Source organism: Bradyrhizobium jicamae (genome assembly GCF_018130215.1).
Taxonomy (GTDB): domain Bacteria; phylum Pseudomonadota; class Alphaproteobacteria; order Rhizobiales; family Xanthobacteraceae; genus Bradyrhizobium; species Bradyrhizobium jicamae_A.
In genome coordinates this window covers 22,418-46,011 of record NZ_JAFCKQ010000050.1, presented here as the reverse complement: position 1 = coordinate 46,011, position 23,594 = coordinate 22,418, and the positions used below count along the sequence as shown (strand labels likewise).

At 65.0% G+C, this 23,594-nt stretch carries 19 protein-coding genes; 9 read left to right on the top strand and 10 right to left on the bottom strand.

The features are described from left to right. Nucleotides 1-162 precede the first annotated feature (162 nt). The 4 genes from JQ586_RS33635 (at nt 163) to JQ586_RS33620 (ending at nt 7,183) form a co-directional block, all read left to right on the top strand. On the top strand, nt 163-1,743 hold the full coding sequence (locus JQ586_RS33635) for a Do family serine endopeptidase (RefSeq protein WP_212398934.1): 1,581 nt from the start codon (nt 163-165) through the stop codon (nt 1,741-1,743). Between the two features lie 341 nt (nt 1,744-2,084). Further along, on the top strand, nt 2,085-2,765 hold the full coding sequence (locus JQ586_RS33630) for a response regulator transcription factor (RefSeq protein WP_212398947.1): 681 nt from the start codon (nt 2,085-2,087) through the stop codon (nt 2,763-2,765). A gap of 3 nt (nt 2,766-2,768) precedes the next feature. Further along, nucleotides 2,769-4,223: a HAMP domain-containing sensor histidine kinase gene (locus tag JQ586_RS33625; protein ID WP_212398933.1), complete on the top strand. Its 1,455-nt coding sequence runs from the start codon at nt 2,769-2,771 to the stop codon at nt 4,221-4,223. Continuing rightward, entirely contained in the window at nt 4,220-7,183 is a 2,964-nt protein-coding gene (locus JQ586_RS33620; RefSeq protein WP_212398932.1) for a bifunctional [glutamine synthetase] adenylyltransferase/[glutamine synthetase]-adenylyl-L-tyrosine phosphorylase, read from the top strand. The genes JQ586_RS33625 and JQ586_RS33620 overlap by 4 nt, the downstream gene beginning before the upstream one ends. Before the next feature lie 4 nt (nt 7,184-7,187). Here the strand turns inward: JQ586_RS33620 and JQ586_RS33615 are convergent, their stop codons facing one another. The 5 genes from JQ586_RS33615 to JQ586_RS33595 are packed head-to-tail and all read right to left on the bottom strand — an operon-like array spanning nt 7,188 to nt 13,146. Next, on the bottom strand, nt 7,188-7,409 hold the full coding sequence (locus tag JQ586_RS33615) for a formate dehydrogenase subunit delta (RefSeq protein ID WP_212398931.1): 222 nt from the start codon (nt 7,407-7,409) through the stop codon (nt 7,188-7,190). After that, nucleotides 7,393-8,229 (bottom strand): formate dehydrogenase accessory sulfurtransferase FdhD, encoded by an 837-nt coding sequence (fdhD, locus tag JQ586_RS33610; RefSeq protein ID WP_212398930.1) that lies wholly within the window; start codon nt 8,227-8,229, stop codon nt 7,393-7,395. Before fdhD ends, JQ586_RS33615 begins: the two co-directional genes overlap by 17 nt. A gap of 2 nt (nt 8,230-8,231) precedes the next feature. Next, entirely contained in the window at nt 8,232-11,105 is a 2,874-nt protein-coding gene (fdhF, locus tag JQ586_RS33605; protein WP_212398929.1) for a formate dehydrogenase subunit alpha, read from the bottom strand. Nucleotides 11,106-11,116: 11 nt separating this feature from the next. Beyond that, complete coding sequence (locus tag JQ586_RS33600; protein ID WP_212398928.1) at nt 11,117-12,673, bottom strand: NADH-quinone oxidoreductase subunit NuoF; 1,557 nt, start codon at nt 12,671-12,673, stop codon at nt 11,117-11,119. After that, the gene (locus tag JQ586_RS33595) at nt 12,670-13,146 is read right to left on the bottom strand and encodes a formate dehydrogenase subunit gamma (RefSeq protein WP_212398927.1); all 477 of its coding nucleotides are present in this window, start codon (nt 13,144-13,146) and stop codon (nt 12,670-12,672) included. Before JQ586_RS33595 ends, JQ586_RS33600 begins: the two co-directional genes overlap by 4 nt. A 243-nt stretch (nt 13,147-13,389) precedes the next feature. Here JQ586_RS33595 and JQ586_RS33590 point away from each other — a divergent pair, with 243 nt between their 5' ends. Next, the gene (locus tag JQ586_RS33590) at nt 13,390-14,286 is read left to right on the top strand and encodes a LysR family transcriptional regulator (RefSeq protein WP_212398926.1); all 897 of its coding nucleotides are present in this window, start codon (nt 13,390-13,392) and stop codon (nt 14,284-14,286) included. A 4-nt stretch (nt 14,287-14,290) separates the two neighbouring features. On the opposite strand, the gene JQ586_RS33585 is transcribed toward JQ586_RS33590, so the two are convergent. Beyond that, complete coding sequence (locus JQ586_RS33585; RefSeq protein ID WP_212398925.1) at nt 14,291-16,612, bottom strand: PAS domain-containing sensor histidine kinase; 2,322 nt, start codon at nt 16,610-16,612, stop codon at nt 14,291-14,293. A 192-nt stretch (nt 16,613-16,804) separates the two neighbouring features. Beyond that, nucleotides 16,805-18,196, bottom strand: a complete 1,392-nt coding sequence (locus JQ586_RS33580; RefSeq protein ID WP_212398924.1) for a cation diffusion facilitator family transporter — start codon at nt 18,194-18,196, stop codon at nt 16,805-16,807. A gap of 1,416 nt (nt 18,197-19,612) precedes the next feature. Between JQ586_RS33580 and JQ586_RS33575 the strand changes: the two genes are divergently transcribed. The 4 genes from JQ586_RS33575 (at nt 19,613) to JQ586_RS33560 (ending at nt 21,757) form a co-directional block, all read left to right on the top strand. Next, nucleotides 19,613-19,837: a hypothetical protein gene (locus tag JQ586_RS33575; protein WP_212398923.1), complete on the top strand. Its 225-nt coding sequence runs from the start codon at nt 19,613-19,615 to the stop codon at nt 19,835-19,837. Between the two features lie 112 nt (nt 19,838-19,949). Beyond that, nucleotides 19,950-20,144, top strand: a complete 195-nt coding sequence (locus JQ586_RS33570) for a hypothetical protein (RefSeq protein ID WP_212398922.1) — start codon at nt 19,950-19,952, stop codon at nt 20,142-20,144. 236 nt (nt 20,145-20,380) lie between these two features. Beyond that, nucleotides 20,381-20,593, top strand: a complete 213-nt coding sequence (locus tag JQ586_RS33565) for a hypothetical protein (protein ID WP_212398921.1) — start codon at nt 20,381-20,383, stop codon at nt 20,591-20,593. Between the two features lie 714 nt (nt 20,594-21,307). Continuing rightward, entirely contained in the window at nt 21,308-21,757 is a 450-nt protein-coding gene (locus tag JQ586_RS33560) for a hypothetical protein (protein WP_212398920.1), read from the top strand. Here the strand turns inward: JQ586_RS33560 and JQ586_RS33555 are convergent. The 3 genes from JQ586_RS33555 to JQ586_RS41235 all read right to left on the bottom strand — a co-directional run bounded on the left by JQ586_RS33555 (nt 21,754) and on the right by JQ586_RS41235 (nt 23,238). Next, on the bottom strand, nt 21,754-21,948 hold the full coding sequence (locus tag JQ586_RS33555) for a hypothetical protein (protein ID WP_212398919.1): 195 nt from the start codon (nt 21,946-21,948) through the stop codon (nt 21,754-21,756). The two genes, JQ586_RS33560 and JQ586_RS33555, sit on opposite strands and share 4 nt — an antisense overlap. A 517-nt stretch (nt 21,949-22,465) precedes the next feature. After that, nucleotides 22,466-22,945 carry a hypothetical protein gene (locus tag JQ586_RS33550; protein ID WP_212398918.1) on the bottom strand — a complete coding sequence of 160 codons (480 nt, stop codon included), beginning with the start codon at nt 22,943-22,945 and terminating at the stop codon, nt 22,466-22,468. A 164-nt stretch (nt 22,946-23,109) separates the two neighbouring features. Next, nucleotides 23,110-23,238: a hypothetical protein gene (locus JQ586_RS41235; protein ID WP_283815512.1), complete on the bottom strand. Its 129-nt coding sequence runs from the start codon at nt 23,236-23,238 to the stop codon at nt 23,110-23,112. Nucleotides 23,239-23,594: the final 356 nt, after the last annotated feature.

Below are 23,594 nucleotides of genomic sequence, written 5' to 3'. Positions count from 1 at the left end.
TAAGCCCTTCATTTGCCTGCGCTATTCTGCCGCACTTTTATTTCCGTTGATTACAAAAGTTTAATTCCGCAGCCAGCGCGCCGTAAGGCTGATGACCCCATGTTCAGGCGCATAAGGTGGCGGCCCCCGCACCGACGAATCTGGCCTTGGAGATCTCAACATATGACCGACCGTCCCGACCTCTCGTCCTTCCCGTCCTACAAGGCGCCGAAGCGCTCGCTGTTCTCGGCCCGCAAATTCGCGCTGATGGCCTCCGTGGTCGCCGGCCTCGGCATCGCCGGCTATGGCCTCAGCCCGTCGCATGACCCCGCCGATCTGTTCACGACCCCGGCGCATGCGCAGGTCAACAATGAGGTCAAGAAGGTTCAGCAGCCGATCGGCTTTGCCGACATCGTTGAGCGCGTGAAGCCGTCGGTGATCTCGGTCAAGGTCAACATCCGCGAGAAGCTCTCCAAGGACGACAGCAATGACGATACGCCGTTCCAGCCCGGCTCGCCGATGGAACGCTTCTTCCGTCGCTTCGGCGGTCCGGACGGCCTGCCTCCGGGCCTGCGTGGCGGACCGCGTGGCGGTGGCGTGGTGACCGGCCAGGGGTCCGGCTTCTTCATCTCGGCTGACGGCTACGCCGTGACCAACAACCATGTCGTCGACGGCGCCGACAAGGTCGAAGTCACGACCGACGACGGCAAGACCTATTCCGCCAAGGTGATCGGCACCGATCCGCGTACCGACGTCGCGCTGATCAAGGTCGAGGGCGGCTCCAACTTCCAGTATGCCAAGCTGTCCGACGGCAAGCCGCGGATCGGCGACTGGGTGCTGGCGGTCGGCAACCCGTTCGGTCTCGGCGGCACCGTGACCGCCGGCATCGTGTCGGCCTCCGGCCGCGACATCGGCAACGGTCCGTATGACGACTTCATCCAGATCGATGCGCCGGTGAACAAGGGCAATTCGGGCGGCCCGGCGTTCGACATGTCGGGCGAGGTGATGGGTGTCAACACGGCGATCTACTCGCCGTCCGGCGGCAGCGTCGGCATCGCATTCTCGATCCCCGCCGCGACCGTCAAGAACGTCGTCGCCCAGTTGAAGGACAAGGGCTCGGTCAGCCGCGGCTGGATCGGCGTCCAGATCCAGCCGGTGACATCGGACATCGCCGACAGCCTCGGCATGAAGAAGGCGGAAGGCGCGCTGGTTGCCGAACCGCAGGCCAATGGCCCCGCGGCGAAGGCCGGTATCGAGTCGGGCGACGTCATCACCGCCGTCAACGGCGAGCCGGTGAAGGATGCGCGCGAGCTCGCCCGCACCATCGGCGGCCTGCCTCCCGGCAACGCCGTGAAGCTGAACGTGCTGCACAAGGGACAGGACAAGGTCGTCAACCTCACGCTCGGCCAGCTGCCGAACAACCTGGAAGCCAAGGCTGACAGCGACAATGGCGACAAGGGCAACTCGAGCCGCGGCACCGACGTGCCGAAGCTCGGCCTGACCGTTGCTCCCGCCAACAGCGTGGCCGGCGCCGGCAAGGAAGGCGTGGTCGTGACCGAAGTCGATCCGAAGAGTGCTGCCGCTGAGCGGGGCTTCAAGGAAGGCGACGTGATCCTGGAGGTCGCCGGCAAGACCGTCGGCACCGCCGGAGAGGTGCGCGATGCGATTACCGCAGCGCGCAACGACAACAAGAACAGCGTTCTCATGCGCGTGAAGAGCGGCGGTTCGTCGCGCTTCGTGGCAGTGCCGCTGGCCAAGGGCTAACTATATGAGTTGGGAAGTGTCGCCGGCATCAGTCGCCCCCGCCGACGGCGCTTTCCTGGGGGCGGGCCCTTTGCTCGCTCCCTTTGGTACCTTTCGATGGAATACGCCCCCCTCCGTCGGAAGGGCTCAGGGCGGTGAAGTCCCCCAGCTTCACCGCCCACTTTTTTCACCGCCGCGTGATGCCGGCAAAGCTTCCACCGCACGTGATGTGCGGTGGAAGCTGGTCCGGACTGACCCTGCTGCAGCACCCATCCGAGATTATGAGCGGTCGTCTTGCATGTGCAGGCCGGCCGCGCCATGGTGAGAGAAGGCCTATTTCCGTGACCGCAACCGCCCCGCAAATGCGCATCCTGATCATCGAAGATGACCGCGAATCCGCCGACTATCTGGTCAAGGCGTTCCGGGAAGTCGGATATGTCGCCGATCTCGCATCCGACGGCGAGGAAGGCCTCTCGTTGGCGGACAGCGGCGATTACGACGTGCTGGTCGTAGACCGCATGCTGCCGAAGCGCGACGGCCTGTCACTGATCGGCAGCCTGCGCGACAAGGGCAACCGGACGCCGGTCCTGATCCTTTCAGCGCTCGGCCAGGTCGACGATCGCATCAAGGGCCTGCGGGCCGGCGGCGACGATTATCTCCCGAAGCCGTATTCGTTTGCCGAGCTGCTCGCGCGCGTCGAGGTGCTTTCGCGCCGCAATGTCGGCCCGGCCGAGGAGACCACCTACCGGGTCGGCGATCTCGAGCTCGACCGTCTCTCGCATCGCGTCGCCCGCGGCAAGGACGAGCTGACTCTGCAGCCGCGCGAGTTCCGCCTGCTCGAATACCTCATGAAGCATGCCGGGCAGGTGGTGACGCGTACCATGCTGCTGGAGAACGTCTGGGACTATCATTTCGATCCGCAGACCAATGTCATCGACGTTCACATCTCGCGGCTGCGCTCCAAGATCGACAAGGGGTTCGAGCGGCCCCTGCTGCACACGATCCGCGGCGCGGGGTACATGATCAGGGATGGTATCAGGTAGACCGTGACGGCATTCGGCAAACTGATCCGCACCACGGCGTTCCGGCTGACGCTGGTGTATCTGTTTTTGTTCGCCCTGTTTGCGGCCTCGCTGCTGGCCTATTTCGCCTGGAACACGCGGCGGCTGATCACCGAGCAGATCACGACGACGGTGAATGCCGAGATCGGCGAGATCACCAGCATCTATGACCGTCGCGGCCTGCGCGGCCTGTTGGGCACCATGGGCAACCGCGCGCTGCGGCCGGGTGCCAACCTCTATCTGCTGACGGAGCCGAACGGGCAGGCGCTTGCCGGCAATGTCGGCTCGCTGGCTCCGGGCGTCATGGGCATCCAGGGCTGGGCGGAGACCGCTTACCGGCGGCTCGACGACAACGACAATACCGACCACCGCGCGCTGGTACGCGTCACCGAGATGAGCAACGGCTTTCGCCTGCTGGTCGGGCGCGACCTCGAGGAGCGGCGCCGGCTGTTCGGGATCGTCGCCAAGGCCGCGCAATGGTCGATCCTCGTCGTCGTCGTGCTCGGCATCGGCGGCGGCATCTTCGTCGCGCGCCGCGTCTTGCGCCGGATCGACGCCATGACCGGCACCACGAAGCGCATCATGGCCGGCGATCTCTCCGGCCGGTTGCCGGTCGGCCGCAGCGGCGACGAGCTCGACCGCCTCGCGGAAAACCTCAACGCCATGCTCGAGCGCATCGAGGCGCTGATGGTGGGGCTGAAGGAGGTTTCCGACAACATCGCCCACGACCTCAAGACGCCGCTGACACGCTTGCGCAATCGCGCCGAGGAGGCGTTGGCGAGGTCCGGTTGCGAGGCCGACTATCGCGCGGCGCTGGAGCGGACGATCGAGGAATCCGACGGCCTGATCCGCACCTTCAACGCGCTGCTGATGATCGCGCGCGCCGAGTCCGGACAGGCGCGCGGCAACATGGACGATTTCGATGCCGCCGACGTCGCCAACGGCATCCACGAGCTCTATGAGCCGCTCGCCGAGGACGATGACATGACGCTGCGGGTCAAGGCGGCGCCGGCGCCGATCCACGGCAACCGCGAATTGATCAGTCAGGCGCTCGCCAACCTGGTGGAGAATGCGATCAAATACGGCAAGCCCAACGCCACCCTGCAGCCCTTGAATGCCGCCGCGCGAGAAATCCTGATCGAGGCGCGGCGCGAGGGCAGCCAAGTCCTGCTCAGCGTCACCGACCACGGCCCCGGCATCCCCGAAGGCGACCGCAAGCATGCCGTTGAGCGCTTCGTCCGGCTCGAGGCAAGCCGGACCTTGCCCGGCTCCGGTCTCGGCCTCAGCCTGGCCTCGGCGGTCGCCACGCTCCATGGCGGCGAGCTTCGGCTTGGCGATTCGCATCCGGGCCTGGTCGCGACGCTGGCGCTGCCGGCGCGCGCGGGCGGCAGTGACAGGCTTGCGGCCCAAACGCAGGATGTGCCACAGAAGGCGGCATGAACGCCGCCGCGCCGGGAAACGCGGATCGACATCGTCTGGCCGCGCGGTTCGCGGACGGACCGTGTGTCGCCGCTTCCGCATCCGCAGAAAAGTGCCTGACAGACTGGTTCGCCGAGCTCGAGCCGGCACAATCGGCCGCGCTCGAGGCGCTGCTGGCCCATCCGTTCGCCAGGGACATCCTGCGCGGCATTGCCGAGTTCTCGCCCTATTTGCTCGAGCTGGCGCGCGCTGACGCAGCGCGGTTGATCCGGATCCTGTCATGCGACCCGGAGTCGCATCTCGCCGCCTTGATCGACGACACCTCGCGCGCGGTATTCGCCGCCGGCAGCGAGGCCGACGTCATGCATCTGCTCCGCCGCATGAAGGCGGAGGCGGCGCTGATGATCGCGCTGTGCGACATCGGCGGCGTCTGGCCGGTGATGCGGGTCACGGCGGCGCTGACCGACGTCGCCGTCGCGTCCGTGCAGTCTGCGCTGCGCTATCTGCTGCGGCAGGAGGTGGCGCGCGGCCGTATGACCGCCGCCGTGCCGGAACATCCCGAGGATGGCTCGGGCCTGATCGTGCTCGCGATGGGCAAGATGGGCGCTGGTGAGTTGAACTACTCCAGCGACATCGACCTGATCGTGTTTTTCGACCCTGCGGCGACCTCGCTGGTCGAGGACATCGAGCCGCAGCCGTTTTTCGTCCGCCTCACGCAGGCGATGGCGCGGACGCTGCAGCAGCGCTCGGGCGAGGGCTACGTGTTCCGGGTCGACCTGCGGCTGCGGCCCGACCCGGCATCGACCCAGGTCGCGATCTCCACCGATGCCGCGCTCCACTACTACGAACGCGAGGGGCGCACCTGGGAACGCGCCGCGATGATCAAGGCGCGGCCCTGCGCCGGCGACCCGAAGGCAGGCGACGCGCTGGTCGCCGAGCTCGCGCCATTCGTCTGGCGCAAGCATCTGGATTTCGCGGCGCTGGCCGATGTCCACGACATGAAGCGGCAGATGCAGACCTACCGCGGCCAGAGCGAGATCTCGGTCGAGGGACATAACGTCAAGGTTGGGCGCGGCGGCATCCGCGAGATCGAATTCTTCGCCCAGACCCAGCAACTGATCGCCGGCGGCCGGCATCCGGAATTGCGCGTGCGGCCGACGCTGGAGGCATTGAATGTGCTCGCCGACAGCAACTGGATCACTTACGAGGCGCGCGACGAACTGACCCGTGCCTACGAGTTCCTGCGTCGCGTCGAGCATCGCCTGCAGATGATCGCCGACGAGCAGACCCATTCGCTGCCCGACGAGGCCGAGGCGGTCGAGCGATTTGCGCAATTCTTCGGCTACGCCAGTCGCGAGGCTTTCGCCACGGATCTGCTCGGCCATCTCAAGATCGTGCAGAGCCACTATGGCAAGCTGTTCGAGGGCGACGATCCGACCGGGACCGCAAGACTGCCGGAGATCAACTATGGCGCCGGCCCTGAGGATCAGCGCCTGCTCGAGCATCTCGCCAATCTCGGTTTCAAGAAGCCGGTCGCGGTCGCCTCCGCTGTTCGGCAGTGGATCGATGGCGACTACCGCGCGCTCCGTGTCGAGGCGACGCGCGCGGCGTTCCTGGAGTTCATTCCCGGCCTGATCGATGGCCTCGCGCATGCCGAGGAACCCGACGATGCGGTGGTGGCATTCGACCGCTTCCTCGGCGCGGTGCAGCGCGGCGGGCGGCTGATCTCGCTGCTCAGCCAGAACCGCGACCTCGTTGCGCTGGTAGCGCTGATCCTCGGCGCTGCGCCGCGGCTCGGCGATATGCTGGCGCGCCAGCCGCAGATCATGGACGGCCTGATCGACCCGCGCTTCTTCGGCGCGATGCCGGACAAGAAGGAACTGTCCGAGCGGCTCGCCGCCACGCTGCAGGATGCCTCCTCCTACGAGGATTTCCTCGATCGCCTCCGGCTGTTCGGGCAGGAGAGCCTGTTCCTGATCGGCACGCGGATCCTCTCCGGCACCGTCTCGGCGCAGCATGCGAGCACGGCCTTTGCCGACGTCGCCGAGGGCATCGTGCACACCGTGCATGGCCTCGTCACTGACCAGTTCGCCGCGCAATATGGCCGCATCAGGCAGCAGGAGACGGCGATCATCGCCATGGGCCGGCTCGGCAGCCGCGAAATGACCGCGTCCTCCGACCTCGACCTGATCCTGCTCTACGACTACGACCAGGACGCGCCGGATTCCGACGGCGAGCGCTCGCTGCACGGCGCGCAATATTTTGCCCGTTTCACCCAGCGCCTGATCAGCGCCTTCACGACGCGCACCAATTACGGCGTGCTCTATGAGGTCGACATGCGGCTGCGCCCGTCGGGCCGCGCCGGGCCGCTCGCCTCGCGCATCGACTCGTTTGCCGATTACCAGGAGCGCGAAGCCTGGACGTGGGAGCACATGGCGCTGACGCGCGCGCGCGTGATTTCGGCGTCACCGGAGTTCCGCGCCAGGGTCGAGGAGATCATCCGAACCGTGCTGACGCGGCCGCGCGATGCGGCGGGGACGGCGGCCGACGTCGCCGACATGCGACGCGCAATCGCACTGGAGAAGGGCGAGGACGACGTCTGGAACCTCAAGCTTGCCGCGGGCGGGCTGGTCGACATCGACTTCATTGCACAATATCTCCAGCTCGCGCACGCGGCGGCGAAGCCCGAGATCCTCAGCGTCTCGACGCTGCAGGTGCTCGACAATGCGGCCAGGCTCGGTCTGCTCGGCCAATCCGAGGCCGAGATCCTGCGCTCGGCCGCGCGGCTCTATCACGACCTGACGCAGGTGCTGCGGCTTTGCGTGATCGGCAAGTTCAATCCGGACAATGCCGGCGAAGACCTGCTGCGCGTGATGGCGCGCGCAGCCGACACGCCGGATTTTTCGACGCTGGAAGCCCGCCTGCGCGAGACGCAAGGCGAGGTGCGTCGCGTCTTCAACGCGATCATGGGTGGCAGCTAGATTTCTACGCCTGCTGCTTCAGCTTCTGCAGCGCATCGAGAACGTAAGGGTCGAGCCCGGTGCCGCCGGCGTCGAGATGGGCGAAGATCTGCTTTCGCATCCGGGGATCCCAGAACTTCCAGATGTGCTCGGAGATGCCCTGAACGGCGCGGTCTTGGCCCTGGCTCTGGAAGAATTTTCCGATCTGGTTCGCCATATACACCAGCTTGTCAGGCGACGACGACATAGACAGACTCCCTGGCAACCATGGTGGCTGCGATGCGTTCCGGATGCGTGAAGACTTCAAATCCATCTGCTCGTGCGATCGCGGCGAGCGTGATGCCGGCGGCCTCCGCCGTCTTGATCGCGAGCGCGGTCGGAGCCGATACCGCAACCATCAGCGGCGCACCGATCGCGGCGGTCTTCTGCACCATCTCGACCGAGACGCGGCTGGTCAGCAGCACCATGCCGTCGCCGGCTGCGACCTTGTCGCGCGCCAGTGCGCCGGCGAGCTTGTCGAGCGCGTTGTGGCGGCCGACGTCCTCGCGCAGGGCAACGATGCCGGCTGTCCTGGTCCAGAACGCAGCTGCATGCACGGCGCGGGTCTGGTGATTGATCTCCTGCAGCGGCGCGACGGCGGCGATCGCAGTCATGATCTCGCGTGGCGAAAAGGAGCGGCCCTCCGGCACCAGCGCAGCCGGCCGCACCGCTTCGGCGATCGAGTCGATACCGCAAATGCCGCAGCCGGTTGGACCGGCAATGTGTCGGCGCCGCTCGGCGATCAGCGCGGCCTTGTCGGGCCTGAGCCACATCCTGAGCTCGATGCCGTCGTCGAGCTCGACGATGTCGAGCGTCTCGATCTCGTCAGCCGATTGCACGATGCCCTCGTTCAGGCTGAAGCCGATGGCAAAATCGCTGAGGTCCTCCGGCGTGCCCATCATGACGGCATAGGTGCCGCCATTGTAGGTCAGCGCCAGTGCGGTCTCCTCCGGGATCAGGCGCGTGCCTTCGCTGAACGCGCCGTCGCGCCAGATCTTCCGGTTCGCCTTGTGGACGGGATCGCGCATCGTCACTCCGCAGCTTCCGCCGGCAGGATGCGGCGGGAGTGGCGGGCCTGCTCGTCATAGGCCTTCTGCCAGTCGGTCGGACCGTTCGATCGCGAGATCTGCACGGCGGTGACCTTGTACTCCGGACAATTGGTGGCCCAGTCGGAGAAGTCGGTGGTGATGACGTTGGCCTGCGTATCCGGGTGGTGGAAGGTGGTATAGACGACGCCCGGCGCGACGCGGTCGGTGATCTCTGCACGCAGCGTCGTCTCGCCGGCACGGCTTGCCAGCCGCACCCAGTCGCCGTCGCGCACGCCGCGCTGCTCGGCATCATGCGGATGGATCTCCAGCCGGTCCTCCGCGTGCCAGACCACGTTCTCGGTGCGGCGGGTCTGCGCACCGACATTGTACTGGCTGAGAATGCGCCCGGTCGTCAGCAGCAGTGGGTAGCGCGGGCCGGTGCGCTCGTCGGTCGCGACATATTCGGTGATGATGAACTTGCCCTTGCCGCGCACGAAGCCTCCGATGTGCATCACCGGCGTGCCCTCAGAGGCCTTCTCGTTGCACGGCCACTGCACCGAGCCGAGCTCCTCGAGCCTGGCATAGGAAACGCCGGCGAAGGTCGGCGTCAGCGCCGCGATCTCGTCCATGATTTCGGACGGATGGTTGTAGTGCATCTCGAAGCCCATCGCCTTGGCGAGCAGGATCGTCACTTCCCAGTCGGCATAGCCGTTGCGCGGCGACATCACCTTGCGAACGAGCTGGATGCGGCGCTCGGCGTTGGTGAACGTACCATCCTTCTCCAGGAAGGTCGAGCCGGGCAGGAAGACGTGGGCGTAGTTCGCGGTCTCGTTCAGGAAGAGGTCGTGGACGATGACGCATTCCATCGCCGACAGCGCCGCCACCACATGCTTGGTGTTCGGATCGGATTGCAGGATGTCCTCGCCCTGTACGTAGAGCCCCATGAAGGTGCCCTCGATCGCGGCATCGAACATGTTGGGGATGCGCAGGCCCGGCTCCTTGTTGAGCTTGACGTTCCACATCGCCTCGAACTGCTCGCGCACCGCATCGCCCGCGATGTGGCGATAGCCGGGCAGCTCGTGCGGGAACGAGCCCATGTCGCACGAACCCTGAACGTTGTTCTGGCCGCGCAGCGGGTTCACGCCGACGCCGTTGCGGCCGATATTGCCGGTCGCCATCGCGAGGTTGGCGATCGCGATCACCGTGGTCGAGCCCTGGCTGTGCTCGGTGACGCCGAGCCCGTAATAGATCGCGCCGTTGCCGCCGGTGGCATAGATCCGTGCCGCCTCGCGCAGCACCTTCGGATCGACGCCGGTCTGAAGCGCGGTTGCCTCCGGGCTGTTCCCGGGATCGGCGACGAACGTCGCCCAGTCCTCGAACTCGTTCCAGTCGCAGCGCTCGCGCACGAAGGTCTCGTTGACGAGGCCTTCGGTGACGATGACGTGCGCCAGCGCCGTCAGCACGGCGACGTTGGTGCCAGGCATCAGCGGCAGGTGCAGCGCCTTCACATGCGCCGATTCCACCATCTCGGTGCGGCGCGGATCGATCACGATCAGCCTGGCGCCCTGGCGCAGCCGCTTCTTCAGCCGCGAGGCGAACACCGGGTGGGCCGAGGCCGGGTTGGCGCCGATGATCACCACGACATCGGTCTCTTCGACCGAATCGAAGTCCTGCGTGCCGGCGGAGGTGCCGAAGGTCTGCGACAGACCGTAGCCGGTCGGCGAATGGCAGACGCGGGCACAGGTGTCGACATTGTTGTTGCCGAAGCCGCCGCGGATCAGCTTCTGCACCAGGTAGGTCTCCTCGTTGGTGCAGCGGGACGAGGTGATGCCGCCGACCGCGTCGCGGCCGTATTTCTGCTGGATGCCCTTGAACTTCGCCGCGGCGAAGCCGAATGCCTCGTCCCACGACACTTCGCGCCAGGGATCCTCGATCCGCTCGCGGATCATCGGCTTCAGGACGCGTTCCTTGTGGGTGGTGTAGCCCCAGGCGAAGCGGCCCTTGACGCAGGAATGGCCGCGATTGGCCTTGCCGTCCTTCCACGGCACCATGCGCACCACTTCCTCGCCGCGCATCTCGGCCTTGAAGGCGCAGCCGACGCCGCAATAGGCGCAGGTGGTGACGACCGAATGCTCGGGCTGGCCGATCTCGATGACGGATTTCTCGGTCAGCGTCGCAGTCGGGCAGGCCTGCACGCAGGCGCCGCAGGAGACGCATTCGGAGCCGAGGAAGCTTTCGCTCATGCCGGGTGAAACGCGGCTGTCGAAGCCGCGGCCGGCGATGGTCAGCGCGAAGGTGCCTTGCACCTCCTCGCAGGCGCGGACGCAGCGCGAGCAGACGATGCACTTCGAGGGATCGTAGGTGAAATAGGGATTGGATTCGTCCTTCGGCATCCAGTTGTCGTTATCGCAACCATTCGCCTTGGCGAAGACATGGTTCTCGCCCTGATAGCCGTAGCGGACATCGCGCAGACCGACCGCACCCGCCATGTCCTGCAGTTCGCAGTCGCCGTTCGCAGCGCAGGTCAGGCAGTCCAGCGGATGGTCGGAGATGTAGAGCTCCATCACGCCCTTGCGCAGCGTCTTCAGCCGCTCGCTCTGGGTGTGCACGACGAGGCCCGGCGTGACAGGCGTGGTGCAGGAGGCGGGCGTGCCGGCACGTCCCTCGATCTCGACCAGGCAGAGCCGGCAGGAGCCGAACGCATCGACCATGTCGGTCGCGCACAGCTTCGGGATCTGGGTCCCGGACTCCATGGCCGCGCGCATGATCGAGGTGCCCTCGGGCACCGTGACGCTCTTGCCGTCGATGGTCAGCGTGACCATCGTCTCGGATTTGGACTTGGGTGTGCCGAAATCGATTTCCTGGATCAGCGACATCGTGATCTCCTCTATTCCGCGGCCTGCAGCGTGGCCGGCGCCGGGCCAAAATCTTCCCGGAAGTGTTTCAGGGCGCTCATCACCGGGTAGGGCGTGAAGCCGCCGAGCGCGCAGAGCGAGCCGAATTTCATGGTGTTGCAGAGGTCTTCGATCACGGCGAGGTTTTCGGCCACGCGCTCGCCATTGATGATCTTGCCGATGGTCTCGACGCCGCGGGTCGAGCCGATCCGGCACGGCGTGCATTTGCCGCAGGATTCGACCGCGCAGAACTCCATTGCGAAGCGCGCCTGCTTCGCCATGTCGACGCTGTCGTCGAACACCACGACGCCGCCGTGGCCGATCAGGCCGTCGCGCGCGGCGAACGCCTCGTAGTCGAACGGCGTGTCGAACAGGTCGCGGGGGAAGTAGGCGCCTAGCGGGCCGCCGACCTGCACGGCGCGTACCGGACGACCGGTGAGAGTGCCGCCGCCGATCTCATCGACGAGCTCGCCGAGGGTGACGCCGAATGCGGCCTCGAACAGGCCGCCGTATTTGATATTGCCGGCGAGCTGGATCGGCATCGTGCCGCGCGAGCGGCCCATGCCGAAATCGGCATAGGCCTTGGCGCCGTTGTCGAGGATGAAGGGGATCGCCGCGAACGACAGCACGTTGTTGATCACGGATGGCCGGCCGAACAGGCCCTTGTGCGCCGGCAGCGGCGGCTTGGCGCGCACGATGCCGCGGCGGCCCTCGAGGCTTTCGAGCAGCGAGGTTTCTTCGCCGCAGACATAGGCGCCGGCACCGACGCGCACCTCGAGATCGAAGCAGTGCGCGGAGCCACCGATGCGGCTGCCGAGGAAGCCCGCCTGCTTCGCGGCGGCAATCGCCGTGTTCATCGCAGTGACGGCATGCGGATATTCCGAGCGGATGTAGATGTAGCCCTTGGTGGCGCCGACCGTGATGCCCGCGATCGTCATGCCCTCGATCACGACGAGGGGGTCGCCTTCCATGATCATGCGGTCGGCAAACGTGCCGCTATCGCCTTCGTCGGCGTTGCAGACGATGTATTTGCGGTCGGCGCTGGCCTGCGCCACGGTCCTCCACTTGATGCCGGTGGGGAAGCCGGCGCCGCCGCGGCCGCGCAGGCCGGACGTGGTGACGTCGACGAGGATCTGATCCGGCGTCAGGCCCAGCGCCCGCTCCAGGCCCCTGTAGCCGCCATGGGCGCGGTAGTCGTCGACCGAGCGCGGATCGACCACGCCGCAGCGCGCGAAGGTCAGGCGGGTCTGACGCTTCAGCCAGGCAATCTCGTCCGTGATGCCGAGCCGCAGTGCGTGCGGGCCGTCGCTGGTCATCACGCCCAGCAGGGAAGGGGCGTCGCCTGGCGTCACCGGACCGAACGCGACACGGCCGTTCGGCGTTGCCAGCTCGACCATCGGCTCCAGCCAATAGAGCCCGCGCGAGCCGGTCCTGACGATCTCGATTGGTTTGCCGGCTGCCGCGGCCGCCTGCTCGAACGCCAGCGCGACATCGTCCGCACCGACTGCGACCGCTCCGGCATCGCGGGGAATGAAGATCCGCATCGTCATCGCTGTGCCTCCGCAACCAGCGCGTCGATGCGCGCCTCGTCGAGCCGGCCGACCAGGCGGCCGTCGAGCATTGCCGACGGCGCGGTGGCGCACAGGCCGAGGCAGTAGATCGGCTCCAGCGTCACACGCTCGTCCGCCGTGGTGTTGCCGAGCGGAATGCCGAGCCTCGCCTCGGCGCGCGCCGCCAGCGCGTCGCCGCCGGCGGCCTGGCAGGCCTCGGCGCGGCAGAGCTTCAGCACATGCCGGCCGGCCGGCCGCTTGCGGAAGTCATGGTAGAAGGTGAATACGCCGTGCACCTCGGCGCGCGAGAGGTTGAGCGCCTGCGCGACCATCGGGATCGCCGGCTCCGGCACGTAGCCGAACGCCTCCTGCAACGCGTGCAGGATCACCAGCGTGGCGCCCTCGAGCCCGGCGTGCTCGGAGATGATTTCGGCGCCGCGCGCCTCGTCCCATGGTTCGTATGGCGATGTCATCCGCGCTCTCAAGATCAGTTTTTCGACTCTTGCCATGTGCATTGGAATCCCTCGAAACATCAATAAAGCTGTCTCATGCGGCGATTGCGAAACGCGATTAATAGCGTTGCGCAATCGATCGATTTGGGTTCGAAATAATGGGTTGAAATCGCGGGATTCCGGCGTGCGTTGGGTTGGGGATCGCGCCGCGGTCGTGATACTTGTGGCCGTGTTGGGACACCGTTTTCCGATGAGGTTTGATCCTTGATCGATAAGTTGGAACTTCTGCTGGCGTTGGCCAAGGAGCGGCATTTCGGCAGGGCCGCCGAGGCCTGCGGCGTCACCCAGCCGACCATGTCGACCAGCCTCAAGCAGCTCGAGGAAATCCTCGGCGTCATGCTGGTGCAGCGCGGATCGCGCTTCCAGGGGTTCACGCCGGAAGGCGAACGGACTCTCGACTGGGCGCGGCGGATCGTCGGCGACGCGCGGGCGATGAAGCAGGAGATCAACAGCCTCAAGGACAAGCTGTCGGGCGAGATCCGGATCGCGGCGATCCCCACCGTGCTCGGCATGGTCGCTGCGCTGACCACGCCGTTCCGGGCAAAGCATCCGGACGTGCGCTTCCGCATCCAGTCCTGCACGTCGGCCGATGTGCTCGGCCTGCTCGAAAATCTCGAGGTCGACGCCGGGCTGACCTATATCGAGAACGAGCCGATCGGCAAGGTCCGCACCATCCCGCTCTACAACGAGAGCTATCGCCTGCTGACGGCGCCGGACGGCATGTTCGGCGATCGCAAGCAGGTGACGTGGAGGGAGGTCGGGACCGTGCCGCTCTGCCTGCTCACACCCGACATGCAGAACCGCCGCATCATCGATCGCGCGCTGTTGTCGGTCGGTGCGGAGGCGACGCCGACGCTGACCTCGAACTCGCTGCTGGTGCTCTACACCCATGTGAAGACCGGCCGCTGGGCCAGCGTGATGCCGGCCAAGCTCGCCGAGACGCTGGGGCTTGCGGATGCCGTCCGCAGCATCCCGATCATCGATCCCGTGGTGGATTACAGCATCGGCATGGTGATCCCGCAGCGCGATCCGATGACGCCGCTGATCGCGGCCCTGGTGCAGGTCGCGCGCGAGGTCGCGCCGACGCTCGGGACGCAGTAGCTGACTATGCCGCCTCCGGCAGCCTGGCCTGCTGCGCCCGCGGGTCGCGCGGCAGCGTGACGCGGACCACGGTGCCGACGCCGAGCTTTGAGCGCAGCTTCATCGAGCCGCCGTGCAGGCCGGTCAGCGAGCGCGCGATCGCCAGTCCCAGGCCCGAGCCCTGATAGGTCTTGGTGAGCTGGCTTTCGACCTGCTCGAACGGATTGCCGAGCCGGCGCAGCGAGTCCGGCGCGATCCCGATGCCGCTGTCGGCGATCAGCAGCACGATCGAGTCATCGAGCATCTGGCCGCGCACCAGGACCCGGCCGTGGTCGGGCGTGAACTTGACGGCGTTGGAGAGCAGGTTGACGATGATCTGCTTGACCGCGCGGCGGTCGGCGACGACTGAGATCGTGCTCTCGATCTCCGACTCCAGCGACAGGCCCTTGTGCTCGGCGCGGCCGGAGACGACGCGCAGCGACTCCGCCAGGATGCCGGAGAGATCCAGCGGCTCCATGTCGAATTTCATGCGGCCGGCCTCGATCCTCGACATGTCGAGGATGTCGTTGATGACGTCGAGCAGGTATTTCCCCGAGGTCAGGATGTCGTGGCAGTATTCCTGGTACTTGTCGGAGCCGAGCGCGCCGAACAGGCCGGAGCCCATGATCTCCGAGAAGCCGATGATGGCGTTGAGCGGCGTGCGCAGCTCGTGGCTCATATTGGCGAGGAATTTCGACTTCGCCGCATTGGCTTCCTCGGCTCGGGTCTTCTCCTGCGAATATTTTTCGGCGAGGTCGGCGAGCTCGCCGGTCTGCCGCTCCAGCTCGCCCTGCGAGCGCTTCAGGTCGATCACCGAGGCGCGCAGCCGCAGGTCGTTGTCGACCAGCTTCTGCTCATGCGCCTTGATGCGGGTGATGTCGGTGCCGACGGAGACGTAGCCGCCGTCCTTGGTGCGTCGCTCGCTGATGTGCAACCAGCTGCCGTCGTCGAGCTGCGCCTCGAAGGTGCGGGCGCCCGGTGCCGGCACGCCGCTTTCGTGCAGGCGGGTGCGGACCTCCGGCATGCTGCCGACCTCGATCACGGTCTCATACGAGGTGCCGGGAAGGACGGCAGTATCGGGCAGCTTGTGCAGCCGCTGGAAGTGCGTATTGCAGAGCACGAGGCGATCGTCGGCGTCCCAGAGCACGAATGCCTCGGGAATGGTCTCGATCGCGTCGCGCAGGCGAAGGTCGGCTTCGACCGACTTCTCGGCAAGGCTCTTCTGCTCCGTGATGTCGACGGCGATGCCGATCAGGTGCAGGCCACCGTCGGCGGCCGCGTGGCTGAGCTCGCAGCGCACCCGCAGCCAGATCCAGTGGCCGCCGACATGCTGCATGCGGAAGCTCTGGTCGATGTGATCGATCTTGCCCGCGATCAATTGATCTGCGATGTCGAACAGGTTGATGTCGTCGGATTTCACCAGCGCGTTGACCTCGCCGAATGTGAGGAGGTCGTTGCGGGAATCGAGGCCGAGCAGGGTGAACATCGACTGCGACCAGAAGATCCGGCCGCGCGACAGGTCCCAGTCCCACAGACCGCAGCGGCCGCGGTTGAGCGCGGTGTCGATGCGGCCGCGCACCGCGTCGTTGATCAGGTCGCCCTCGCGTGCGCGGGTCGACTGCCAGTGGAAGGCGAAGCCGAGGATCAGAACCACGAAGCTCGTGGTCGCCGACAGCGTGACCGAGAGCGCCGCGTCCGAGCCCCAGATCGGTTCGTTCATCTCCTGGATCACGACGACCTGCCCGGGCAGCGACTTGACCAGCCGCGAGATCGCGAGCGCATCGGCGCCGCCGGGCAGCGTCATGTCGTTGACCATGCCCTGCTGGCCGGGCGCCACCAACAGCTGCGCGGTGGAGATGACGTCGAGGAGGCGATCGCTCTCGCCGATCCCGTCGATCGGCACGCGCGCCAGCACGCGATGGTCGGCGCCGGTGATGATGACGTGGCGGCCATAGGCGATGCCCCAGGACGGGATCAGGTCGGGCAGCTGCTCCTGGATGTGCTCGATGTTGTTCAACCGATCACGGCGCACCGAGGTCAGGCGATCGAGACGCTCGGCGAGGATGTCGGAGAGGGCTGCAAGGTCGCGCTTGGCCGCGCCGCGTTTCTGCCGGTTCTGGTCGATGACCTGGACGAACGCGCCGAGGCAGATGGTGATCAGGAAGGCGATGATCAGTGTCGGGACAGCGCGGCGCAGTGCAGGCTCGGCCGTAAGAAGCCTGTGATAGGCCGGTTTCGCGATCGACTGCGCCAATCCCTTGATCGAATCGGATTGGACGCACGCGTTCGCCGCATGCGCACGCGCCATGCCCTAGACCCCCATTTTCAAGCTGCTTTTTACGCGTCCGGACGCTCCCCGCGATGCATCCGAATCATGATGATTTGAATCCAGATTTTTCGAGCTGTCGAGAGTCAACGATTCGTTAATGCGAAATAAATCTTGCTCAACGCAGAATCGGAACGCGCAAACCGAGTCCGAAACGGGAACGACTCCGTAGAACTACGCGCGCGCCGGCTCGGCGTGACTGATCACGCGCTTGATGGTCGGAAAGGTGCGTCGCATCGCGCGTTCGATCTCGTCGACGCCCTCGTGCACCTTGATCACGCTCGTCGCGGGCGCGGCGCGGCAATGGAAGTTGACGATCTCGCCGGCGTCGGTGTCGCGAACGCGCACATTGTGGACGTCGTGGATAGCGCCGCCGTCGGCTGCGATACGGGTCAGCGCGCCCCTGATGGTCTCGACCCGGTCGGGATCGGCGTCGGTTCCCCACGGCAGTTCGGGCTCGAGCGGCTCGATATGGGTATCGACCTCGACATCCTCGCCGAAATCCTCACGGATCGAGCGCTCGAGTTCATGGGCGATGTCGTGCGCCGCATCGAGCGCCATCTCGCCGTCGACCTCGAGGTCGATGCTGACGACCAGCTTGCCGCCGACATCGTGGATGGTGACGTGATGGATGGCGAGGCCGGAATTGCGCGCGATCACCATGATGCGCTCACGTACGCTCTCATTGTCGCGGGCGACCGGAACCGCCGTGAAGGTCAGGTCGGCGTCGCCGAAGGCCTTGGTCACCGCATCCTGGGCCTTGCGCTTGATCTCCTCGACACGGTCGATGGGATAGGTGCGCGGCACGGTCACGATCGCATCGATGAAATGAGTGGCGCCGACCATGCGGACGCGCAGGCGGTTGACGTCGACCACCCCTGCGACCGCCTTGATCGCGGCGCTTGCCTTCGCCTGCGCGCCTTCGGGCGCGCGGTCGAGCAGGGTCTCGACCGTCTCCCGGGCCATCCGCAGGCCCAGCAGCGCGATCATCACGGCGACCGCGATCGCGGCGGCGGCGTCGCCCCACCAGAAGCCGAGCCCGGCGAGGACGAGGCCGACGATGACCGCGCACGAGCCCATCACGTCGGAGGCGAAATGCAGGGCGTCGGCGGCGAGCGCCTGGCTCTTGGTGTCGCGCGCGGCCCGGTGCAGCGCGCGGGCGCGCCACAGGTTGACGGCGATGTCGAGCACCAGCACGACGAACGGAATCGCCGAGATGGCGGGCGGCGGCGCGCCCTCGCGCAAATGGCTGTAGGCCTGCACCAGGATGCCGCCGGCGAGCACGTAGAGCATGGCAATGATGCCGAGCGCCGAGACGCTCTCGAACTTGCCGTGGCCGTAATGATGTTCGGCATCCGCCGGCTGGTCGGACACCCGCACCACCGCCCAGGTGATGATGGTCGCAACCAGGTCGATCGAGGAGTGCAGCGCCTCGGAGATCAGCGCCAGCGAGCCGATCGCGATGCCGACCACGAACTTCGCCGCAGCCATGCCGCCGCTCGCGAGGATGGAGATCGCGGCGACCGATGTCTTGGAATGGGATGTGCTGGTCTTGGAAGAGTTCATGGGCGGCGGTTTAGCAGGGCGATGATGAACATCAAGTGTCGTCGGTCCTGCGCAATCGCTACTCACTTGCAGGAGCAGGCGTGTTGCGAACTATTCCGAATTCAGACGCTGCGTTACACAAGTTGCCAGCCCATTTCGGATACGGCTCCGCGTTCCCGCGGCCTGTTTTCGCCCGGGGCTTCGAGAGGGACCATCCGCCCTCGAAAGCAGAGGGCGCAGGGAATGCCGGGTGCACGCTGCACCCGCGGTCTCGTGTGCAAAAAATGGAGAAGGAAACGCACACGAGCATACAGGTTCAGCGGAGGCACTCCGGCATTCCCTGCGCGATGGCTTTACGGCTTATACGTGCTCTCCCCGGCGAGACCGGGCTTGCTTGTCACCGCCGTCAGCAAGAGACGTCAGTCTCCTGCCGACAGGACACCTGCCACTGGGGCGTCGGGACCACACGACTTCACCGTCCGCCTGATGTGCACTCGTCAGTCACACGCCCGGCGGCCACCGCATCCCACCGCAACGTTCGTGACGATCGCGAAGCGCCCCTCGATCGGATGAGATGCAGCAATCGTACACCGATCCATCATTACGATAAACCGAAATATTTGTGTCGCGCGGGCTTGACGAGGTTTGCTGATTTGCCCGTCGTGTCGAACTGGCAACACCCGGGCCATGCAGCATGGGTCGAGCGATGCGAAGGCACGAGCCCGCCAGGAGTTTGATTGAGGATGGAATTCGGCGCGCGATCAAGGAGGGATGGTTGGACAAGGATGTTGTCCGGGAGGTCCAGCGTCCGAAGTCATGCAGTCGCGACGGCTCCAAAAGAAGCGGCACCCGCACGGGGCTGAACGACTCCGGCACCTTCCCGGGGCTGGCGGCGTGCAGCGCCGGAGCCGTCCCCACACCACGCTCCATCCATCCCAGAGCGCATTTCACGGTACCGTCAAAATGGCTGCAACGGAGATGGCGCTTCCGGGCTACCTCTCAGGTGTCCCGATTGTTTCGTAGAGTGTCAGTCCTTCAAGAGAAGCGGCCTCAGCGCGCGAAGCTCTGGCTTAAGGAACGGATCACTCAGTCGGTGTCCTGATTTGTTCTGTCGGGTGCCCTGGACGGCACCCCACTGTCGGGGACCGGCCCGGTTTGATTTTTGGAGTGGCCCCAATTGGTTAGACCGGCGCTCTCTGTACGACGACTGAGTCGTCGCAGGAGTTCTCCCCATAGCAATTCTTATGGTCCGCCGACTGTTCTTCATCCACAGGATAGAAGTATTACCGGCGTTCTCCGTGGGTGAACGGAGTTCCTTGGGAACCAAACAATGGTCTGGAGTGTTGTAGTTCCATCACCGGCCAAGGCTCTGCCCGTAGGCGTCGGTGGCTGAGAGACCGATAGAGCTCCCGCCTGCCAAGGAAAGGGAGCACGGCTATGTCGGTCGCGCGTCAATTCTCGGACATCAATCTCACGCCTGACCAGCAGCACGTCATCGAACTGGCGTTCAGCACCGCTTTGCGCAAGCTCGACCTGGTCGATCGCAGTGATCCGCTATGCGACCTCGTGGCCAAAACGATGACCCAAGTGCTCACGCGCGGCGTCACCAACGCCCTGGCGCTGTCCGAGATAACGATCCGGGAAATCGGCTTGCTGAGGTAACAGGGCCGCCTCAGTTGCCGGGCCGCTTCATTTTTGTTGGTTGTTCAGGCACAAACTGCACTTTGAGCGGGAGGGTTCCGGGCCTAGGATAGGCGCCGAGCAGGGTGCTTCCATGACTTATGGTCATTTGGAATTCTCTCGGGCGGACGGCCGCGAGCGCCACAAACGCAGCAAGCGCGTTACCCTTATCATTGCCTGGCGCCATGCAGCGGCGATGTTCGAGCGCTCGGAAGCGCTCTATGACGCGATGATCGCCGTTCTGGGTCTGGCACCAATCGCCATCGTCGCATTTGCTGCGCTCATGTAGGGCCGCATGGTGGCCCCACCCCCCCCCAATTGCCATACGGCAAAGCCGCCCGAATGCCCGGACGGCTTCGCTCCGCGCAAGTGAGATGAAGATGAATGAACAGGGAACTCACGAGCTCCCTGCTAGTTGATCGTCAGCTACTACGAGAGCTACGGTCGTGAGCTGGATGCAGAAGCTTTAGTGGGCGGGGTGCGCTTCCTCACTGCCACTCAAAAGGGGGCTCAGGAGAATGCGCAATGGACCGCACCCTTGCTCAAGAGCATCTCGCTATCGCTGAACGGCACGCTGCCGAAGGAAGGCGGATCGTCGCCCGGCAGGAAGAGTTGATTGACGAGCTTCAAGCGCACGGCCACCCGACGGCAGACGCGGAAAAGATTCTCAACACGATGAGAGATACGCAAGCGATCCACGAACACGACGTGAAGCGCCTTCTGAACCAGCTACAGTAGGCCTCGGTTGAGGACGCCCGGCGGATGATCCGATAGGCGGGCGTTTTTTCAAGCGCCTCGATCTGTTGAGCGATCCGTCTCCATTTATCGGCAGCCGCATGAAGGTCGGTCCGCCTGGATTGGTCAGGAACCCAACCGGCCATCGCTTCATAGCTGTCGGCAAGTTGCCGCATCTCGGACGGTGACATGCTCCCAATCCGGACCAGGGAGAGAAGCTCCGCAATCACAGGGGATCAATGCGTGATGCAGTCAAAAGGTTGGCCCGTCAACTAAGGGGGAACCGTCAACTATGCTATCGTCAGCTTGCGCTGGAAACGGCTGATAAACGGGGCGCGTTTCCGGAAAATCCTGAGGGTACCTTATCTTCCGGTCCGCCGGCGTGAAGTGGTTCAGCTGCATCGCGGATAGCTGCTGCTTCGCGCGCTTGAGCGATACAGTGATGGTCTCCGACAGCTGCCTGGCACGCAGCACAGCGGCTTGGGCACGCGAGAAAAGTGTCTCCGGATCTTGCGCCATCTCGGATAACCTGAGTGAGCGGGCGGCGGTTCCCGAAGGCCGCGTCAAATCAGCGGCCGCCCGGTTTTGCGAGCCGATTCCCGCTATTCGGCGGATCAAATCCCGGTAAAATGTCATCATAACCGGCGGTACCGGGTTCTGCAGCGCCGGTCACTGGGGGACCGGGTTGCGCCCCGCCCGCAACACAGGGGCGCCAAGATGTTGTCGCCAACTTTCGGCTTTTTCCGTCTCGATAAAATGCAGGAGGCTCGACATTTGGCGCTGGCGCGGGCTGCCGTCGCCCTGGGCCGCAAAGTGCTCACGGATAATCCTGAACCCCATGTTTCGACAATTCCGCATCGTGAGACCAACAAGCCGTCCTCTCCGCAGCCCGACGATAGCCGGATGCGATTGGCTATCGAGAGGAAAACGACGGCAGCCCGCGAGCGGCGATCCATCGAGCGGCAACATCTGTCTGTTGCCGATACACACGTAGCGAGGGCCGAGCGCATCATCAGGGATCAAACCGCCATCATTGAAGACCTGCGTCGCGATGGCCACGAAACGAAACTCGCGGAGGAAACCATGCGGGTGTACGAGGCCAACCTCCAGGTCATGCGCGAGCATCGCGAACTGATCTTGAGGGCCATCGGGGAGAGCGACCGCTAAGGCAGGCTTTTTTGTTGGCGGTCGTCGATGCCGCACGCTTGGCAGCGAACTGTTCGCTGCGCTTCGTGGCCTAGGGCGACGATGGATTCGAATTTCTGCATGGCGTCTTTGCTGGCAAGCGTGAGCTCGCCGCCAGCCGTTTCCGGCAAGGTGATCACCTCAACGCCGCACGACCGCCACATCTTGCTCAAGATCGAGTGCTGTAATCAGCGTGCTTGGATCCGAAGGTCGGCGGATGTAACCGGCCCGACGGTCTCGAATGGCCCCGACGTCTGATTGGCGTTGGGGCCATTGCCTTTGCGCGTGCTCTTCGCGCGCCGACGCCGGGTCTCGGACCCGAAGCGGCTTATTCGTACAAAGCGCAAGCGCCTCCGTGCCAGCGCACGCAGCGGCGAGCGGCTCGGCGAGTGTGTCGAATGGTCGTTCTTGCGACACAGACACCGTTGACGCGCGTCCTACCCGCACCGCAGCCGACAGCCACCTGGGTGACCATTTCGTCCATCTGAGGAGGCGGCGCGGGCGTCATGGCTTGTGCGGCTCCTCCAATGGACAGGGCGAGACTTGCAACAGCGATTAGCCGGATCATGGTGCTCCTCCTTTTTTTCGTCCTAAGCATCAACGATTTCATTCACGGGAAAATCCCGGCTGTTGTTGCGGTCGAGGTCCGCGCGACGAGACCGCCGCCATCGATCGCCATCAGGTAATTGGTCACCAGACATAGCTGTCAAACCACCCGAATCGCGGTCGCCGCTCTGCATAGAGCCAGTAATATGACGGCGCGTGTCTCCTTGCATGCGCGTGCTCGTGGGGCGGCTTGGCCGCCTTCGGCTTGGGGGCCGACAGCTTTGGCCGTTCGGCAACGGATTGCTGCATCTGGGCGAATGCCGTCCGATTTCCCGGCGACGCGTCGGCAATCCCGACTGGGGCTGCGGCGGGGGCAAGGGCAGGGGCAGCGGCTGGATCAGGAACCTGCGCGACTTGCTCGGGAACCATGATCGGCCGGCTCGTATCGTACACGACAAGGTCGGGCAGCTTCTCCATCGAATGGATGCGGATGGAAGGGTGAGCGGAACTGGATCGCTCTGTCACCGACGGACTCGGCAGATAGGCGCCCAAGAGGAGCAGGAGCGCAAGCATCGCTCCGCCGACAAAGAGGAAATATCGCGCCATTGGCATGGATCGCTCCATTGGCGATTGTGCACATTGCCGGGCTTCATGGTTCGGGCGGGGATTCCCGCTGAAGCGTGGCTCATGGCATCGCGTCAAGCGGCTATAGTCGGCAAGATCGCTCTGAGGTGCGCACGGTCGAGCACCAATGTCTTACTCGATAACCTCAACGCCTTTGACATGGATCAAGTGTTCTCGTGATCGAAGCGAACGAGCGGGGTCGTTTCGCGCTGGGCACTGACGTGCTGCAGCGTGCCGCCGATTTGCATGGCGATCTCGCGGTGCTGCTTTTCACGAGATGTCAGTATCAACATCGTCGCCTCCCTCTCCATTCGACGACAACTTTATGAAATCCGCCTGCGGGCTGAATGCCAAGTGACAAATCAGTCGGGACCATTGCCTCGACGACATGCAGTCTGTGCCAATTGGGGTCGCAGTTGAAAATTGCTGGCAGGATTATTGTCGCGGGTGCATACTTCTTGCGAGGAAAATTGTCATGCGTACGCCGGGGGCCAACATTGGGTGCCGGTTGCACGGGACCTCCGGAATCAGTCCGGTCGTCCCTACGCGCGACCTCGTACCTCCAGCCGGCGCACAATCGCAGTTTGGCGGCCGCGTGCCGCCCGCATCCGGCACGCAGAATGTCGCATTGAAACACGGCAGGCAGCCC

Excerpts from the sequence above, each read along its gene's own strand:
- JQ586_RS33635 (WP_212398934.1), top strand. The coding sequence starts at position 163 with ATGACCGACCGTCCCGACCTCTCGTCCTTCCCGTCCTACAAGGCGCCG.
- JQ586_RS33630 (WP_212398947.1), top strand. The coding sequence starts at position 2,085 with ATGCGCATCCTGATCATCGAAGATGACCGCGAATCCGCCGACTATCTG.
- JQ586_RS33620 (WP_212398932.1), top strand. The coding sequence starts at position 4,220 with ATGAACGCCGCCGCGCCGGGAAACGCGGATCGACATCGTCTGGCCGCG.
- JQ586_RS33615 (WP_212398931.1), bottom strand. The coding sequence starts at position 7,409 with ATGTCGTCGTCGCCTGACAAGCTGGTGTATATGGCGAACCAGATCGGA.
- fdhD (WP_212398930.1), bottom strand. The coding sequence starts at position 8,229 with ATGCGCGATCCCGTCCACAAGGCGAACCGGAAGATCTGGCGCGACGGC.
- fdhF (WP_212398929.1), bottom strand. The coding sequence starts at position 11,105 with ATGTCGCTGATCCAGGAAATCGATTTCGGCACACCCAAGTCCAAATCC.
- JQ586_RS33600 (WP_212398928.1), bottom strand. The coding sequence starts at position 12,673 with ATGACGATGCGGATCTTCATTCCCCGCGATGCCGGAGCGGTCGCAGTC.
- JQ586_RS33595 (WP_212398927.1), bottom strand. The coding sequence starts at position 13,146 with ATGACATCGCCATACGAACCATGGGACGAGGCGCGCGGCGCCGAAATC.
- JQ586_RS33585 (WP_212398925.1), bottom strand. The coding sequence starts at position 16,612 with ATGGCGCGTGCGCATGCGGCGAACGCGTGCGTCCAATCCGATTCGATC.
- JQ586_RS33580 (WP_212398924.1), bottom strand. The coding sequence starts at position 18,196 with ATGAACTCTTCCAAGACCAGCACATCCCATTCCAAGACATCGGTCGCC.
- JQ586_RS33575 (WP_212398923.1), top strand. The coding sequence starts at position 19,613 with ATGTCGGTCGCGCGTCAATTCTCGGACATCAATCTCACGCCTGACCAG.
- JQ586_RS33570 (WP_212398922.1), top strand. The coding sequence starts at position 19,950 with ATGACTTATGGTCATTTGGAATTCTCTCGGGCGGACGGCCGCGAGCGC.
- JQ586_RS33565 (WP_212398921.1), top strand. The coding sequence starts at position 20,381 with ATGGACCGCACCCTTGCTCAAGAGCATCTCGCTATCGCTGAACGGCAC.
- JQ586_RS33560 (WP_212398920.1), top strand. The coding sequence starts at position 21,308 with ATGTTGTCGCCAACTTTCGGCTTTTTCCGTCTCGATAAAATGCAGGAG.
- JQ586_RS33550 (WP_212398918.1), bottom strand. The coding sequence starts at position 22,945 with ATGGAGCGATCCATGCCAATGGCGCGATATTTCCTCTTTGTCGGCGGA.
- JQ586_RS41235 (WP_283815512.1), bottom strand. The coding sequence starts at position 23,238 with ATGTTGATACTGACATCTCGTGAAAAGCAGCACCGCGAGATCGCCATG.